Consider the following 15,730-nt stretch of genomic DNA (forward strand, 5'->3'; position numbering starts at 1 on the left):
TCAGTTTTCAAAGACCAATTGTTCATCGCACTTGTTACCGGCGACTCTTACTACTGTATCAGTTTTTTTGAAGCTTGTCAACCTTTTTTTGAAATTCTTTTTTTAAAGATTTCTTGCTTACGCTTAAGATTGATAATATAAAGTTTTGATTGTCGTGTGCTTCCCTGACGACTTTTACTACTATATCAAATTATTTTGAGCTTGTCAACTCTTTTTAAAAAAACCTTTGTTTAGATTAATAATGGGTATATATTAAAATAAAAAATATTTATAGTATTTTAAAAATCAATTATGGTTAAAATCATATTATTACTTAAATATGTATAAAGAGGTGAGACTAATGATAGATAATAAAAATATTTCAATAGATTCTAATGCAGATTTTGCTATTTCTACATTCACTAATATATTGTTAAATAAATTAATAGATCTATATACTCCTAATTATACTGATTTAGTTATAATTTGCATAGGGACAGATAAATCTACAGGAGATTCCCTAGGGCCTTTAGTTGGTTATTTCTTAGATAAAAGACTTGTTTCAAAAAATAAAAACATTCATTTATATGGTACTTTAGATAAACCTGTACATGCTAAAAATCTACATGAGTATATAGACCTTATTAATAAGACTTATATAAATCCATTTGTAATTGCAATTGATGCTTCACTTGGTTTATATAATAGAATTGGTTTTGTAACAGTATGGGATGGACCTCTAAAACCAGGATCAGGTGTAAACAAGCAATTACCTGAAATAGGAAATATTCATATAACAGGTGTTGTAAATATTGCAGGTTTTATGGAATTTATATTACTTCAAAATACGCGTTTAAATATAGTTATGAAAATGGCTAATATAATATCCTCTTCAATTATATATTCTATTACCAAATTAAATATGGATAATAAAAACATCAATTAAAACAGCGGTGTATAATATCCTTTATTTAATATATCTTCTATTTGATCTATAGTTTTATCTGTAGCATTTATAAGTAATGTTTCTCTATCGCTATTTATATTTGATAAGTTTGACATATTATATCCATCTGCCATATAAATATATGCATCTGAATTATTTTCTACTATTTCATAGCCTCTATTTATAAGCTCACTAGCTAACTCATTTAATCCTTCTTGTATAGATATTTTTTTCATATAATAACCCTCCAAATTAGAAATTTTATTTTAGTATTTCTAATTTGGAGGGTTATTATGTACTATATTATTATATTAATATTTTTTTCATATAAATTAAATTTTATTAGTCCTTTTTTACTTAGAATATCCCCATCTATATTTAAAAAAACTTCATCTTTTGTATCAATATTAAAAGAATCTACTCGAATAAACTCCACATATTTTTTATACTTTCCATGATTTCCATTATAAACTGAAGGAAATAAAAATAACAGCTTAAACTTAGGTATCTCTTTTATTATACAGATATCTAATTTATTATCATCAATTTTTGCTTGTGGAGTTATTTTAATCCCTCCACCATAATATTTTCCATTTGCTAGGGCTATTAATAATATTTTTTCATCTCTTTTAATGTTATTATATTCTATAGTAACTTCCTTTGATTTAAATATCAGCAAAGTTCTTAAAATACCCATTGTATACGCTACTTTACCTTTAAATATTCCTTTAAATAGCTTTGTATTCTTTACTATTTCTGCATCTAATCCAATGCTTGCAACATTTAAAAATATATTTTCTTCTGCTAAGCCTATATTAACTTCTTTTGTTTTTCCTCTTATTATCCTTTTTAATGCTTCATTTATATTTAAAGAAACATTTAATGATCTAGCTAAATCATTTCCTGTACCCATAGGAATAATACCAAGTATTCCTTTTCCCTTTTCTTTTATACCACTTGCAACTTCTCTTATTGTTCCATCTCCACCTACTCCAACTATTATTTCATAGTTTTCATCTAAAAAATTTTTAGTTAGGATTCTTGCATCATCAATGCCATCTGTATAAACAATAATATACTCATAATGACTATTGCTTATATGCATTTCAATTATAGGTTTTATATCTTTTTTTCTGTTTTTTCCTGCTATGGGATTTATTATAAATGCAATTTTCATTTTATGCTACCTTGTGGCCCTTCTCATTTTACCTTCCATATACAAAGAATTTCTCTTTGCCTTATCTATAGCTTGTATCTCTTCAATGGATAATTTATATTCAGATTCTCCATTTACTATTGGTTTTCCATAACAAATAGATTCATTTCTACCATATAAGTTAGAAATTACAAGTCCAGTATTGTTTTCATCTAATAAGGCCACTGAAAAACTTAAATCACTACCTATGTCATCAAAGCCATTATATCTCATAATTCCAACTCTTTGTATTGAACTCTTAACCTTTTCATTTAATAATTCTAATTTATCATTTATATTTTTCATTTCTAATTTTGATTCATTTAACATATCTATATTTTTAAATAAAGTCTCTTCTAGATTATCTCCATTAGAGTTTACTAATAACTTTTTATACCTTTTCTTTAAACTAGATACCCTATATTCTTGTATCAAAAATAATAAGAATAATATTAAAGAAAATATTATAACCCCTATAATAACTTGATCTCTATATAAGTCTAATAGTTCTAGAACACTCTCCATAACCTTCTACCTCTTCCCCTAATTTAATTATCATTTACTTCTTTAGCAATTTGCTTTATTGCATCTATTGTTTTTATTATATCATCTTTTGTATTAAATGGCCCTATACTAAATCTAATTGCGCCTCTTTCTAATGTTCCTATTGTATCATGTGCTAGAGGAGCGCAATGAAGTCCTGATCTTGTTTGTATATCAAATACATTATCTAATATATAACTTATTTCTGATGAGTCTTCGCTTCCAATATTTAAAAGTATTACAGGAGCTCTTTTGCTTATATCTTTGGGACCATATAGTATTACTCCTTTAACATCTTTTATTCCATCTATGAAAATTTTTAGTAGTTCTTCTTCTTCTTGCCTTATCTTTTCTATTCCCTTATCTAATATATATTGAACCCCTGCTGAAAGGCCTACAATACCAGGAGTATTAGGAGTACCACTTTCATATTTATCAGGCAATATATCAGGTTGATCTAATTCATGTGATTTACTACCTGTACCTCCCTCTATTAGGGAATTTACCTTTATCCCTTCTTTTATATATAATCCTCCTGTACCTTGAGGACCTAAAAGACTTTTATGACCTGTAAAGGCTAACATATCTATATTCATTCTACCTACATCTATATCATATATACCTGCCGTTTGAGCTGAATCTACTAGATATAAAATATTATTTTCTTTTGCTAATTTTCCTATTTCCTCTATATCCAAAATACTACCTGTTATATTAGATGCATGAGTTGTTACTATCAATTTTGTATTTTCTTTTATAGCTTTCTTTATATCTTGTGTTTTTATAAATCCCTCTTTATCACATTTAACTATAGTGTTTTCTACACCAATTTTTTCAAGGGTTTTTATAGGCCTAAGTACTGAATTATGCTCCATTGTTGTTGTGATTACATGATCTCCACTTTTAAGGAATCCTTTTATTGCTAAATTAAGCGATTCTGTAGCATTTTGTGTGAATACTATATTCATTGGATTTTTTATATTAAATAATTTCGCTAAATTTTCCCTTGCTTGATAAATCTCTCTCCCTGCTCTCATAGCTAGCTTATGCCCAGCACGTCCAGGATTAGCAGAATAATCCTTCATGCATTCTATCATTTTTTCATATACAATCTCTGGTTTTTTAAATGTAGTTGCTGCATTATCTAAATAAATCAAATTTTCACCCCATTGTTTTTTATACTCTTATCTCTTTATAGTTTTATGCGGCAATATATAAGTTAAATAATATACTCCTGAAATTATAATTCCTCCTCCAATAACATTGCCAATTGTTACTGGTATTAAGTTTTTAACCCATATATCTAACCATGAAGTATCTAGTCCTAAAAGCTTTCCAAGTGGTAAAAAAAACATATTTGCAATACTATGCTCAAATCCCGAAAGTACAAAAAGCATTATAGGAAACCATATGGCAAATATTTTACCTATAACATCCTTTGCTGCTGTAGCAAACCATACTGATAATGTTACTATCATATTGCAAAGTATGCCTCTTATTGATGCTTCATAAAAAGAAATAGAAACTTTAGCTTCACTAACAGAAATAACTAATTTACTTATACTTTCTCCATCATATAATCCAGATTTATATATAGCATATGCTAATAATATAGATACTATAAAATTACCTGTATATACTATTATCCAGTTTTTAGATAAAGAAGCTAAACTGATTTTCTTATCTAATAAAGCCATTATCATGAGATTATTCCCAGTAAATAATTCAGCCCCTGCCATTAAAACCAACATAAGTCCTACAGGAAAGACTGAAGCTCCCATAAATTTAGATAAACCAACATCAATATTGCCAAGAGTCTGAGTAACTGTTAGAAACCCATGTGATCCAAAACCAATGAACACTCCTGCGAATATAGATAAAAGCAAACTTTGCATGAAATTTAATCTAGTTTTCCCCTCAGCCACTTGTATAGTAGCATCTGCTACTTCCTTAGGCGTTAACATTTTCTTGTCCATAAAATCACTTCCTTTATTTTAACTTTAATAAAATTATACTAAAAATCTCCCTAAGAATCAATAAAACCAAAAATGTTTCACGTGAAACATTTTTGGTTTTATTGCTATTAATATAATTCTTTCTTTATCTCAGGAAATATTTCCAAAGCTCTCTCCAGTATATCATGTTTATATGCTAAAAATATGCCGTAGTTAATTATAGGAATGTTTTTTTCCTTTGCTCTTTGAATTCTTGAAAGCATTTCTTTTCTATTTATCATACATGCTCCACAATGAACTACCATATTATAATTAGAAATATCTTCCGCTATACTATTTCCTGAACTCCAATTAAAATTAAGTTCCTTTTCTGATATTTCTTCTAAAAACCTAGGTATCTTATCCCTTCCAATATCACCTTTTTGTTTGTGATGAGTACAAGCTTCACTTATTAATATATTATCTTTGTCTTTTAAATTTCTTATTGCTTTTATTCCTCTTACAAATTCTAAAAGTTCACCTTTGTATCTGGCAAATAGTATAGAATAACTTGTAAGTAAAATCTCTCTTGGCACTATATCTTTTATATTGCCAAAGACTTGAGAATCTGTTATAACCATTTTAATTTTATCACCAAATAATTCAATGGTTTCTTCAAGTTCAGTATCTTGAACTACAATATTTATGGCATTTGCATCCAATACTTCTCTTATGGTTTGTACTTGTGGTAGTATCAACCTTCCCTTTGGTGCTGCCTTGTCTATGGGTGTTACTTGAATTATTACATCATTCTTTTGTATTTTATCTTTGATTATGAAATTTTCTTCTTCTATATATTTTGATAAGGTAATTAGTTTCTCTTTTAATTCTTCAATACCTATTTTAGTCTTTGTGCTTATTTTGAATATATCCATATTTAGTTCTTCTTTTAATCCTTCTATATCTCCATCTTCTATATCAATTTTATTTACTACTCCTATAAAAGGTATGTTTTTCTTTTTAAATTTATCTATTAATTCTTTTTCATAATGAAGATTATTTGTTTTAAAATCTAATAATATAATAGCCATATCAGTTTTTTCTAAAATATTTAATGTTTTTTTGATTCTTAGATTACCTAATTCTCCCGCGTCATCAATTCCTGCTGTATCTATAAATACTACAGGTCCTATGGGAAGTAATTCCATAGCCTTATATACAGGATCTGTGGTTGTTCCCTTTATATCACTAACCAATGATACACTTTGATTTGTAAGTGTATTTATAAGGCTTGATTTACCTATATTTCTCTTACCAAATATACCTATGTGAAGTCTATTTGCTCTTGGACTTTTATTCAAAAGTTATCTCCTCATTTCAAATCATTATCTATTTCATAACCTAATTTTTTTATATAATCATAATTTAAATATTTAGGTAGCTTTCTTTTAGCTTCTTTGGTGGATTCTATTGTGAAACTTAAATCTACCATCTTCTTATTTGAATATATGCTATATTTTTCTTTTAATTTATCTGGAGTACTTATAAGCATTATAGTATTTGCACCTGCCATGAGAGCTAATGCTTGAGCTTCTTTTTTTAGGGTTGAAATAGCTGTTGTGGCAGGAAGAAAAACATCTTGACATATTATCCTTGTCAGTGCAATTACCTTTAAATTAAGCTTTAAGTCAGAAGACTTTTCATTTTCAAATGGTGTGGATTTACTTGGTATAAACGGACCAAAGCCTATCATATGAACTCCATAATTTTTTTGAAATAATATTACATCTGCTATGTCAGAGTATGTTTGAGTAGGTAGTCCTATCATACCTCCTGAACCAATCCTAATCCCTGAATTCTTTATCCACTGTGTATTTTTTATTCTTTCATCTAATTTGCTATCAGGATGGATATAATCATATAATTCTTTACTTGCTGTTTCTATTTTAAGCAAATAATTATTTATTCCTGCTTTTTTAAATAATTTATATTCTTCTTCTTTTCTTTCACCTATACTTAAGGTTATACCCATTTTATATTTTTCTTTTATCTCTTTAATTATAGATAATATAATATCTGTAGTGTAGAATGGATCTTCACCTGATTGAAGTATAACTGTTTTTATTCCTAATTTATATAACTTATCAACTTCATTTAATATCTCTTCCCTACTCATTCTATATCTAAATTGTTTATTATCTTTTCTAAGACCGCAATAATTACAGTTTTTCATACAATAATTAGAAAATTCTATTGCTGCTCTAACCTCTATCCTATCTCCTACACATTCGCTTCTTATAATATCTGCAGCTTTTATAAGTGATTTATATTCATTATCATCTTTACTTTCTAATACATATATAATATCTTCCTTGTTTAAATTTATATTAGAAGAAACTTTCCTTAAAATCATCTTCATCTTTTCTGGTATTTCCATATCTATTGCTTTAGACAAATTATATTTATATCTATTTTCTAAGGAATGTATTCCTTCATAATATATTTTTTTATCTTTTAATAAACCTTCTATCTTTTCTTTATCTTTTTTATTGAATTTAATAGCAGTAGTACATATTTCTCCAAAACCTTTAGGTGTAGGTATAAGTTCATTTAATATATGACTTTTATCTAATGTGTTTTTTATATGAATCATATTTGAATTAGAAATAGATATTAATATATGTGGATTTTCAAATTCATCTTTTATAAACTTATTTAATATACTCATATCTTCCTCCTAGAAATATAAATCTCTTTCACCATTTTCCATTTTTTTAAGTCTTTCATTTAATTCATCTTGTAATTTTTCATCTTCTACATTTTCTGATAGATCATCTATTATCTTTTGTGTACTTTTTTTGGTTTCATCTGATGCATAATCTAGCGTGTGTTCTTTTAAAGTTAAGAGGGCATTTGACCTACATATACTTTTCATTTTTCCAGCTTTAACTAATTTCATAAAATCTTCTCCTGTCCTACCAACCCTATAACAAGCTGTGCAAAAACTTGGGATATATCCTGTATCACTTATTGACTTTACCACTTGATCAAGTGTTCTTTCATCAGATGTATAAAATTGATCTGAATTATGTTTTTTATTTTCCTTATATCCTCCAGGGCTTGTACTTGAATTAGCACTTAATTGTGATACCCCTAAATCTAATAATTCATCTCTTAATTTTCTAGATTCACGAGTAGATAAAATAATTCCTGTATAAGGAACTGCTAGTCTTATAATTGCTACTAATTTTTTAAATTCACTATCAGTAATTGGATATTGTATTTCTTCCATTTTTGCTCCTGGTGCTGGTCTAAGTCTTGGAAGTGATATAGTATGAGGTCCACAATTATATTTTTTCTCTAGATACTCTGCATGCATAAGTAGAGCTATTGTATCGAATTTATAATCATATAAACCATATAGTACTCCCATACCTAAATCATCTATTCCAGCTTCCATTGCCCTATCCATTACACTAAGTCTATAGTCATAATCAGATTTAGGACCAGTTGGATGATTATATTCATATGTTTTCTTATGATAAGTTTCCTGAAAACATTGATAGGTTCCTATTTCAGCTTCCTTTAATTTCACAAAATCTTCTTTATCCATAGGAGCTGCATTTATATTTACTCTTCTCATATCACTGTTTTTATAAATAGCATCTATTGATTCTATTATATAATCTAGAGGTGCAGATACATGGTCTTCACCTGCCACTAAAAGGAGTCTTTTTTGTCCACTTAACTCTAGTGCCTTTGCTTCATCTATTATTTCTCCTACACTTAAAGTCTTTCTAGTTAATTCTTTGTTATCCATTCTAAATCCACAATAAAGACAATTATTAATACATTTATTTGTTAAATATAATGGTGCAAACAATACTATTCTTTTACCATATATATCTTCTTTTATTTTTTTTGCTATATTGTATATTTTACTTATGTTTTTTTCATCTTCTACATTTAGAAGTATTGATGTTTCTTCTAAACTTAATCCTTTACCTTTACTTGCCTTATCTAATATCTTATCTATCTTTTCTAAACTTATATTTTTAGATTGTTTTAATATATCTTCTATTTTTTTCTCATCTATTATCATATTTTCACCCCTTGTTAAATATATAACTATTATAGCATAATTTTTATTATATTTATATAAAAATGAACTAAAAAAGTGTAGACTAAATTTAGTCTACACTTTTTTAAGGGTGAATTATTCCTTCGAGTATTATAGATGCAACTCCTCCAACTTCAATAACATCTGGATTAGCATAACTTGTTTTACATACTATTTGTGAAGGTCTATCTAAACTTTCACCTTGATTAACTGTTATTTCATCTTTATTTGTTAAATTATTTTTTCTCATATAATAAAACAAGGCTCCATTTGCTGTTCCTGTTGCTGCTTCTTCATCTATTCCTACAAGAGGTGCAAAGTTTCTACAATATATTTTATCTTGATCTATGCTAAAAGCATGAATTCCAATAACCTCTAATTTACTAGATAATTTTTTAACCTTTTCTTTGTCTATTATCAAATTATCTAAAATTTCTTTGTTTTTTATAGGAACTATTATATCAGGTAATCCTGTAGATATAATTTGGGGAATTAAACTTTCTTCTCCCAAAGATATTTCATCAATATTTATATTCATAGCATCTGCTAATTCTATAATATCCACATCTTTTTCTATTAATTCAGATTTTTTTTGTTCCATTACAACCTTATCTATTTTTTCTCCCTCCACATATACATCTACATATAGCTTACCTGCTTTAGTATGTTGATAGTATCTTTTTTTATTACCTTCTATACCATTTATATATCCTTTTTCTACTAAGGTATAGAAAGTAGCAATGGTAGCATGTCCACAAAGATCTACCTCTTGAGTCGGCGTAAAAAATCTAACCTTATAGTTGTCATCATCTATTTTTTGTATAAATGCTGTTTCAGATAAATTTAATTCCTTAGCTATCTTTTGCATATCTTTAGAATTTAATTTTCTGGCATCCGGTATTACACCCGCTTGATTGCCACTAAATTTTTTATCTGTAAATGCATCTACTAGATACATTATTAGCTCCATATTAAACCTCCTCTACATCTTTCAATTAATTATAACAGAAATAGTAATATATTACATTGGAAATGATTACTTTAAAAATGTTTCACGTGAAACATTTTACTCTCCATTTAATAATTCTATTATTCTATCTAAATCATCATCATTATAATATTCTATTTCTATTTTACCTTTTTTTCTTCCTTTGTTTATATTTACTTTAGTACCTAATGTTTTCCTGAGATTTTCTTCTATTTCTACTATTAAAGGATCTTTTTGCTTTTTTATCTTTTTTTCTTTGGTATTTGTTCCATTTACTTCTGATATTAATTTTTCAGTTTCCCTTACGCTTAATTTCTTTTCTATTATTATTTGTGCTATTTTATATTGCTTTTCTTTTTCTTCTAGTGAAAGTAGGGCTCTTGCATGACCATTACTTAATAATCCACCTTTTATCATGTTTTGAACCTTTTTTGATAATTTTAAAAGTCTCATTACATTTGTAATGTTTGACCTACTCTTACCTAAAATATCTGCAAGTTGTTCTTGGGTTATATCATTTTTATTTAAAATGCTTTCATAAGCATATGCTTCTTCAATTATATTTAAATCTTCTCTTTGAATGTTTTCTATTAGCGCTATTTCTGCTGATTTCTTTTGATTATCTTCTCTTATTATAGCAGATATAGTTTCTAAGCCTAATTTTTGTACAGCTCTAAACCTTCTCTCTCCTGCTATTATTTCATAACCTGTTTTTGTTTTCCCTACTATTATAGGTTGTATTAAACCCACTTTTTCTATTGAAAGAGCTAACTCTTTTATTGTTTCATCATTAAAATCTTTTCTTGGTTGATTTTTATTTGGTTTTATATCTGATATTTTTATATTTTCTACTTTTTCTATTCCTTTATCTGTTTCTATTTCTTCATTTGGATCATCAGGAATTAAAGCAGATAATCCCTTGCCAAGCCCTCTTTTCTTCTTAACCATACCTATATCACATCCTCAATATAATCTAAAAATTCTTCTGCAAGTTCCATATATGCTTCTGCTCCTTTAGATTTAGGATCATAATCTATTATAGATAAGCCATGGCTTGGAGCTTCTGCAAGTCTTACATTACGAGGAATTAATGTTGTATAAACTTTTCCTTTGAAATATTTTTTCACTTCATCTACCACTTGAATGGAAAGATTAGTTCTTCCATCAAACATGCTTAAAACTACTCCTTCTACTTCTAATTTTGGATTTAAGCTTCTTTTTATGAGCTTTATTGTACTCATAAGTTGGCTTACTCCTTCTAGAGCATAATATTCACATTGTATAGGTATTATAACACTATCTACTGCTACAAGTGCATTTATTGTAAGCAACCCTAGTGAAGGTGGACAGTCTATAAATACATAGTCATAATCATCCCTTATGCCTTCTAGAGATTTCTTTAATATAAGTTCTCTTTCATCTCTATTTGTTAATTCAATTTCAGCTCCTGCTAAATCTACATTTGAAGATATTATATCCAAATTTTCATTTTCAGTTTTTATTATTGCACTTTTTATATCTTCCCCTTCAATTAATACGTCATAAATAGATTTATCTACTATTTTTTTATCTATACCAAATCCACTACTTGTATTTCCTTGAGGGTCTATATCTAAAACAAGTACTTTTTTATTTAGTTTTGCAACACAAGCACTTAGATTTACATTGGTAGTGGTTTTGCCTACGCCACCTTTTTGATTAAATATCGCAATTACCTTTGCCATTAAACCATCTCCACTCATATTCCATTGTTATACTTATTATATCAAATTTAAATTATTTTCCTATACTTATATTATAAATTATATCTCTTTAGGGTATAAAAGTATATAAAGACTAAAAAGGAGAATGATATGGATAAATTAAAGAGAAGCTTTTATAGAAAATCTGCATTAGAGTTATCAAAAGATTTGTTAGGAAAATTCTTGGTTTTTAATAAAAATAATAAAAAATTCATAGCAAAGATAGTAGAGGTAGAAGCTTATATGGGAGAACATGATAAAGCATCTCACACATATATGAATAAGAGAACTAAAAGAACCGAAACTATGTTTAAAGATGCAGGCCATGCTTATGTCTATCTCATATATGGCATTTATAATTGTTTAAATATAGTATCAGGAGATAAAGATCTTCCTCAAGGTGTACTTTTAAGAGGTCTTGAACCTATGAATGAATTTGATACTATATCATTAAATAGATTTGATAAGAAATATAATGAACTCAGCAAAACACAAATTAAAAATCTAACTAATGGTCCAGGAAAACTCACACAAGCTCTTGGCATTACCCGGGACATAAATGGATGTGATCTAACAGATGATATCCTTTATATTTGTGAGGGAGAAGAAACCGAATTTGAAATAATTGAAAGTAAAAGAGTTGGAATAGATTATGCCGAAGAAGCAAAAGATTTCCTTTGGAGATTTTATATTTCTGATAGTAATTATATTAGTAAAAGGTAGTATAATTTATACTACCTTTTTATTTTTGGGTATTTTAACTGTTACTTCTATAAAATCACCTGTATCTTTTTCTTGATATTTTGCTTCTATTCCACTATCTTTTATTGCAGTATATGCATTTTTCAATGTGTTTAAATATATTTTAAAGTTTATTAAAGATTTGATGTTTTGTTTTGTTTTTTCTTCTGCTTCTTCTTTAATAGTTGTTAGATCTTCTAATAGTGATTTTATTAAGCTTTCCGTTTTTTTAACTGTAAGATCATTTTTTATTATTTTATCTAATATTTTATATTGAAGATCTTCTTCTGGCAATCTTAAAAGTGCTCTTGCATGTCTTTCAGATAAAGAGCTTTCTACCAAGGTTTTTTTTATTTCTTCTGGAAGTCTAAGAACTCTTAACTTATTTGCTATAGTAGATTGATTTTTACCTACTTTTTCTGCAAGTTCTTGTTGAGTTAGTCCATGATCATTTATCAAATTACAATATCCTTCTGCTTCCTCTAAAAAGTTTAAATCTTCTCTTTGAAGATTTTCTATTAAGGCAAGCATTGCGGAATCTTGATCTTTCATATTTACTAAAATAGCTGGTATAGTTTCAAGTTCTGCTAATCCTGCTGCACGAAGACGTCTTTCACCTGCTACTAATTCAAAATTGTTTTCTGCTATCTTTCTAACGCTTATGGGTTGAAGTACACCATATACATTTATCGACCTACTTAACTCTTCTATAGCTTTTTGACTGAAATTTTTTCTTGGTTGATAAGGATTAGGTTTGATCTCATTAATAGGTATATTTAAAATTTCTTGGCTTACATAATTCATTTATATCATCCTTTCCGACAGTGCTTATAAACTATTATACTATTTATTTCTCTAAAAATCTTTAAATTCCTTCTTTTTTATATAAGATATTTAAACTTTCGTATTCTAAAAACCAACATCTTTTTACAATTTATAGCGGTGTTTGTTTTGGTTTACCAGCTTTTCTAGGATATTTTGTCGGGGTTTGTTTTATTTTCTTTATAACTACTAAAACATGAGTGATGTCACTAAAGGGTAATTTAACCTCAAATTTTTCTTCTATTTCTCCACCAAGAATTTTTAGAGCTTTTTTAGCATCTTCTATTTCATCATATATTTGAGGACCTTTCATAGATATAAAGTATCCACCTTTTCTTACAAATGGTAAAGAATATTCAAGTAGTATATTTAAAGGTGCAACTGCTCTAGATACTGCTATATCAAATTGTTCCCTATATTCTTTGTCAGAGCCAAATTCTTCTGCTCTACCATGGATTGCTTTTATGTCTTTTAAATTAAGCTTATCTATAACTTCCTTTAAAAATTTTATTCTTTTATTTAAACTATCTAATAAAACTACTTGTGTAGTTTTGTTTTTTATTTTAATAGGTATTCCAGGAAATCCTCCTCCTGTTCCTATATCTATTATTTTAATATTATCTTTTATTTTATCTGTATTAAATATAGTTAGACTATCTAAAAAATGTTTTATATCTATTTCACTATCTTCTTTTATTGCTGTAATATTTATCTTCTCATTCCATTCTTTAAGTAAGTCTTTATAGAGCCTAAATTCATCTATTTCTTTAGGCTCTAGACTTATATTTAATTCAGGTAAGCCCTCTATTAAAGTATCTATATTACTCAATTTTATCACTCTCTTTTTTTTGTCTTCTTTTTTGCTCTAAATAAACCAATAACACATTTATATCTGCTGGTGATACTCCTGATATTCTAGATGCTTGACCTACAGAGTCTGGCTTTATATCTTCAAGTTTTTGTCTTGCTTCCAGTCTAAGCCCTTTTATATCATTATATTTAATACCTTCAGGTATTTTTTTGTTTTCTAGCTTTTTAAATTGTTCTATTTGCTTCATTTGTTTCTTAATATATCCTTCATATTTAATCATAATTTGAACTTGTGTTTTTACCTCTCTTGGTAAATCAGCTCTGTTTTCATCTAAATCAACAGTTTCTTCATACTTAATTTCAGGTCTCTTTATTAAATCATATAAGGATGTAGGCGACTTAAGATGCACACTAGCCAAACTTTCTAAGAAATTATTAGTTTTATCTGTAGGGGTTATTTGAATCTTTTTAAGTCTTTCTAATTCACAGTTCATAAGTCTTTCTTTTTCTTTCATTTTTTTGTATCTTTCCTCTGTTGCAAGACCTATATCATAACTTTTTTCTGTTAATCTTAAATCTGCATTGTCTTGTCTTAAAGTAAGTCTATATTCTGCTCTTGCTGTCATCATTCTATATGGTTCATTGGTTCCTTTTGTAACTAAATCATCTATTAATACACCAATATAAGCTTGTGATCTATCTAATATAAATTCTTCATTACCTTTTATTTTAAGGCTAGCATTTATTCCTGCAATAAGTCCTTGACTTGCTGCTTCTTCATATCCAGATGATCCATTTATCTGTCCTGCGAAATATAAATTTTCTATATCCTTATACTCTAAAGTTCTTTTAAGCTTTGTAGGATCAATAGAATCATATTCAATTGCATAAGCTTCTCTCATTACCTTCACATTTTCAAGTCCACTTACAGATCTTAATACATTTTCTTGTACATCTGCTGGAAGTGTTGTACTCATACCTTGAACATACATCTCTTTTGTATCTAATCCTTCAGGTTCTATAAATATCTGGTGTTTTTCCTTATCAGAAAATCTTACAACCTTATCTTCAATCGTTGGACAATATCTAGGACCCTTACCTTCCATTTTACCAGTATACATTGGGGATTTATCAAGATTATCAGTAATTATTTGATGAGTTTCTAAGTTTGTATATGCTAAATAGCATGATTCTTGTTTTCTCTCTATATGATCATTCATGAATGAAAAAGGTACTATGTTTTCATCTCCTGGTTGAGTAAGCATCTTACTAAAATCTATGCTATCTCTATGAATTCTTGCAGGAGTACCTGTTTTAAATCTTCTAAGATCTATATTTAAATCCTTTAAAGGTTCTGCAAGCATATTTGAAGGAGCAAGTCCATCTGGTCCTCCTGAATAGTTTATTTCTCCGATATATATTCTACCCCTTAAATAAGTTCCTGTAGAAAGTATTACAGTTTTTGCTTGATAATATGCACCAGTTCTTGTAATTACACCCTTAACCTTAGAGTCTTCTACAAGTAAATCTATTACCTCAGCTTGTTTTAAATCAAGATTGTCTTGACTTTCTATTATTTTTTTCATTTCTGTATGGTATATTCTTTTATCTGCTTGAGTTCTAAGTGAATGTACTGCTGGGCCTTTTGAAGTATTAAGCATTTTTGATTGAATAAATGCCTTATCTATATTAATTCCCATTTCTCCACCTAATGCATCTATTTCTCTTACTAAATGTCCTTTTCCAGTACCACCAATTGATGGATTACAAGGCATAAGTGCAATTGAATCAAGTGTCATAGTAATAATCAATGTTTTAAGTCCCATTCTAGCTGGTGCAAGGGCTGCTTCTACTCCGGCATGTCCTGCACCTACAACTATAACATCATAAGACCCTGCTTCATATTTAAT

Annotated in this window: 16 protein-coding genes; 2 read left to right on the forward strand and 14 right to left on the reverse strand. The window is 27.9% G+C overall.

Translation table 11 applies throughout. The features are described 5' to 3' along the window. The first annotated feature begins 340 nt into the window (after positions 1 to 340). Positions 341 to 925 (forward strand): spore protease YyaC, encoded by a 585-nt coding sequence (gene yyaC, locus ACTHUW_RS08425; RefSeq protein ID WP_442197476.1) that lies wholly within the window; start codon positions 341 to 343, stop codon positions 923 to 925. Here yyaC and ACTHUW_RS08430 read toward each other — a convergent pair. The 11 genes from ACTHUW_RS08430 to ACTHUW_RS08480 all read right to left on the reverse strand — a co-directional run bounded on the left by ACTHUW_RS08430 (position 922) and on the right by ACTHUW_RS08480 (position 11,429). Then, a complete protein-coding gene (locus ACTHUW_RS08430; RefSeq protein ID WP_442197477.1) occupies positions 922 to 1,161 on the reverse strand; it encodes a YkuS family protein in 240 nt (79 codons plus the stop codon). The two genes, yyaC and ACTHUW_RS08430, sit on opposite strands and share 4 nt — an antisense overlap. A 62-nt stretch (positions 1,162 to 1,223) precedes the next feature. Next, entirely contained in the window at positions 1,224 to 2,102 is an 879-nt protein-coding gene (locus ACTHUW_RS08435; RefSeq protein ID WP_442197478.1) for a diacylglycerol/lipid kinase family protein, read from the reverse strand. A gap of 6 nt (positions 2,103 to 2,108) precedes the next feature. Further along, entirely contained in the window at positions 2,109 to 2,645 is a 537-nt protein-coding gene (locus ACTHUW_RS08440) for a DUF4446 family protein (protein ID WP_442213039.1), read from the reverse strand. 23 nt (positions 2,646 to 2,668) lie between these two features. After that, positions 2,669 to 3,820, reverse strand: coding sequence for an aminotransferase class V-fold PLP-dependent enzyme (locus ACTHUW_RS08445; protein ID WP_442197480.1), 1,152 nt, complete (start codon positions 3,818 to 3,820; stop codon positions 2,669 to 2,671). A 27-nt stretch (positions 3,821 to 3,847) separates the two neighbouring features. Then, complete coding sequence (locus ACTHUW_RS08450) at positions 3,848 to 4,639, reverse strand: formate/nitrite transporter family protein (protein WP_442197481.1); 792 nt, start codon at positions 4,637 to 4,639, stop codon at positions 3,848 to 3,850. Between the two features lie 107 nt (positions 4,640 to 4,746). Beyond that, positions 4,747 to 5,958 carry a [FeFe] hydrogenase H-cluster maturation GTPase HydF gene (gene hydF, locus ACTHUW_RS08455; RefSeq protein WP_442213041.1) on the reverse strand — a complete coding sequence of 404 codons (1,212 nt, stop codon included), beginning with the start codon at positions 5,956 to 5,958 and terminating at the stop codon, positions 4,747 to 4,749. An 11-nt stretch (positions 5,959 to 5,969) separates the two neighbouring features. Next, positions 5,970 to 7,325: a [FeFe] hydrogenase H-cluster radical SAM maturase HydE gene (gene hydE, locus ACTHUW_RS08460; RefSeq protein WP_442197483.1), complete on the reverse strand. Its 1,356-nt coding sequence runs from the start codon at positions 7,323 to 7,325 to the stop codon at positions 5,970 to 5,972. 9 nt (positions 7,326 to 7,334) lie between these two features. Continuing rightward, positions 7,335 to 8,699, reverse strand: coding sequence for a [FeFe] hydrogenase H-cluster radical SAM maturase HydG (hydG, locus tag ACTHUW_RS08465; RefSeq protein ID WP_442197484.1), 1,365 nt, complete (start codon positions 8,697 to 8,699; stop codon positions 7,335 to 7,337). 103 nt (positions 8,700 to 8,802) lie between these two features. Continuing rightward, a complete protein-coding gene (locus ACTHUW_RS08470) occupies positions 8,803 to 9,687 on the reverse strand; it encodes a PhzF family phenazine biosynthesis protein (protein ID WP_442197485.1) in 885 nt (294 codons plus the stop codon). Between the two features lie 96 nt (positions 9,688 to 9,783). Continuing rightward, positions 9,784 to 10,653 (reverse strand): ParB/RepB/Spo0J family partition protein, encoded by an 870-nt coding sequence (locus ACTHUW_RS08475; RefSeq protein WP_442197486.1) that lies wholly within the window; start codon positions 10,651 to 10,653, stop codon positions 9,784 to 9,786. A gap of 2 nt (positions 10,654 to 10,655) precedes the next feature. After that, complete coding sequence (locus ACTHUW_RS08480; protein WP_442197487.1) at positions 10,656 to 11,429, reverse strand: ParA family protein; 774 nt, start codon at positions 11,427 to 11,429, stop codon at positions 10,656 to 10,658. Between the two features lie 129 nt (positions 11,430 to 11,558). On the opposite strand from ACTHUW_RS08480, the gene ACTHUW_RS08485 reads away from it, so the two are divergent. Beyond that, positions 11,559 to 12,170: a DNA-3-methyladenine glycosylase gene (locus ACTHUW_RS08485; RefSeq protein ID WP_442197488.1), complete on the forward strand. Its 612-nt coding sequence runs from the start codon at positions 11,559 to 11,561 to the stop codon at positions 12,168 to 12,170. Positions 12,171 to 12,176: 6 nt separating this feature from the next. On the opposite strand, the gene noc is transcribed toward ACTHUW_RS08485, so the two are convergent. From noc to mnmG, 3 genes are all read right to left on the reverse strand, one after another. Next, on the reverse strand, positions 12,177 to 12,992 hold the full coding sequence (gene noc / locus ACTHUW_RS08490; RefSeq protein ID WP_442197489.1) for a nucleoid occlusion protein: 816 nt from the start codon (positions 12,990 to 12,992) through the stop codon (positions 12,177 to 12,179). 130 nt (positions 12,993 to 13,122) lie between these two features. Beyond that, on the reverse strand, positions 13,123 to 13,839 hold the full coding sequence (gene rsmG, locus ACTHUW_RS08495) for a 16S rRNA (guanine(527)-N(7))-methyltransferase RsmG (protein WP_442197490.1): 717 nt from the start codon (positions 13,837 to 13,839) through the stop codon (positions 13,123 to 13,125). Then, positions 13,832 to 15,730, reverse strand: coding sequence for a tRNA uridine-5-carboxymethylaminomethyl(34) synthesis enzyme MnmG (mnmG, locus tag ACTHUW_RS08500; RefSeq protein ID WP_442197507.1), 1,899 nt, complete (start codon positions 15,728 to 15,730; stop codon positions 13,832 to 13,834). The genes rsmG and mnmG overlap by 8 nt, the downstream gene beginning before the upstream one ends.

Source organism: Senegalia sp. (in: firmicutes) (genome assembly GCF_052088025.1).
Classification (GTDB): Bacteria; Bacillota; Clostridia; order Tissierellales; family SIT17; genus Anaeromonas.

Excerpts from the sequence above, each read along its gene's own strand:
- ACTHUW_RS08435 (WP_442197478.1), bottom strand. The coding sequence starts at position 2,102 with ATGAAAATTGCATTTATAATAAATCCCATAGCAGGAAAAAACAGAAAA.
- yyaC (WP_442197476.1), top strand. The coding sequence starts at position 341 with ATGATAGATAATAAAAATATTTCAATAGATTCTAATGCAGATTTTGCT.
- ACTHUW_RS08470 (WP_442197485.1), bottom strand. The coding sequence starts at position 9,687 with ATGGAGCTAATAATGTATCTAGTAGATGCATTTACAGATAAAAAATTT.
- ACTHUW_RS08440 (WP_442213039.1), bottom strand. The coding sequence starts at position 2,645 with ATGGAGAGTGTTCTAGAACTATTAGACTTATATAGAGATCAAGTTATT.
- ACTHUW_RS08475 (WP_442197486.1), bottom strand. The coding sequence starts at position 10,653 with ATGGTTAAGAAGAAAAGAGGGCTTGGCAAGGGATTATCTGCTTTAATT.
- hydG (WP_442197484.1), bottom strand. The coding sequence starts at position 8,699 with ATGATAATAGATGAGAAAAAAATAGAAGATATATTAAAACAATCTAAA.
- noc (WP_442197489.1), bottom strand. The coding sequence starts at position 12,992 with ATGAATTATGTAAGCCAAGAAATTTTAAATATACCTATTAATGAGATC.
- ACTHUW_RS08485 (WP_442197488.1), top strand. The coding sequence starts at position 11,559 with ATGGATAAATTAAAGAGAAGCTTTTATAGAAAATCTGCATTAGAGTTA.
- ACTHUW_RS08450 (WP_442197481.1), bottom strand. The coding sequence starts at position 4,639 with ATGGACAAGAAAATGTTAACGCCTAAGGAAGTAGCAGATGCTACTATA.
- hydE (WP_442197483.1), bottom strand. The coding sequence starts at position 7,325 with ATGAGTATATTAAATAAGTTTATAAAAGATGAATTTGAAAATCCACAT.
- ACTHUW_RS08480 (WP_442197487.1), bottom strand. The coding sequence starts at position 11,429 with ATGGCAAAGGTAATTGCGATATTTAATCAAAAAGGTGGCGTAGGCAAA.
- ACTHUW_RS08430 (WP_442197477.1), bottom strand. The coding sequence starts at position 1,161 with ATGAAAAAAATATCTATACAAGAAGGATTAAATGAGTTAGCTAGTGAG.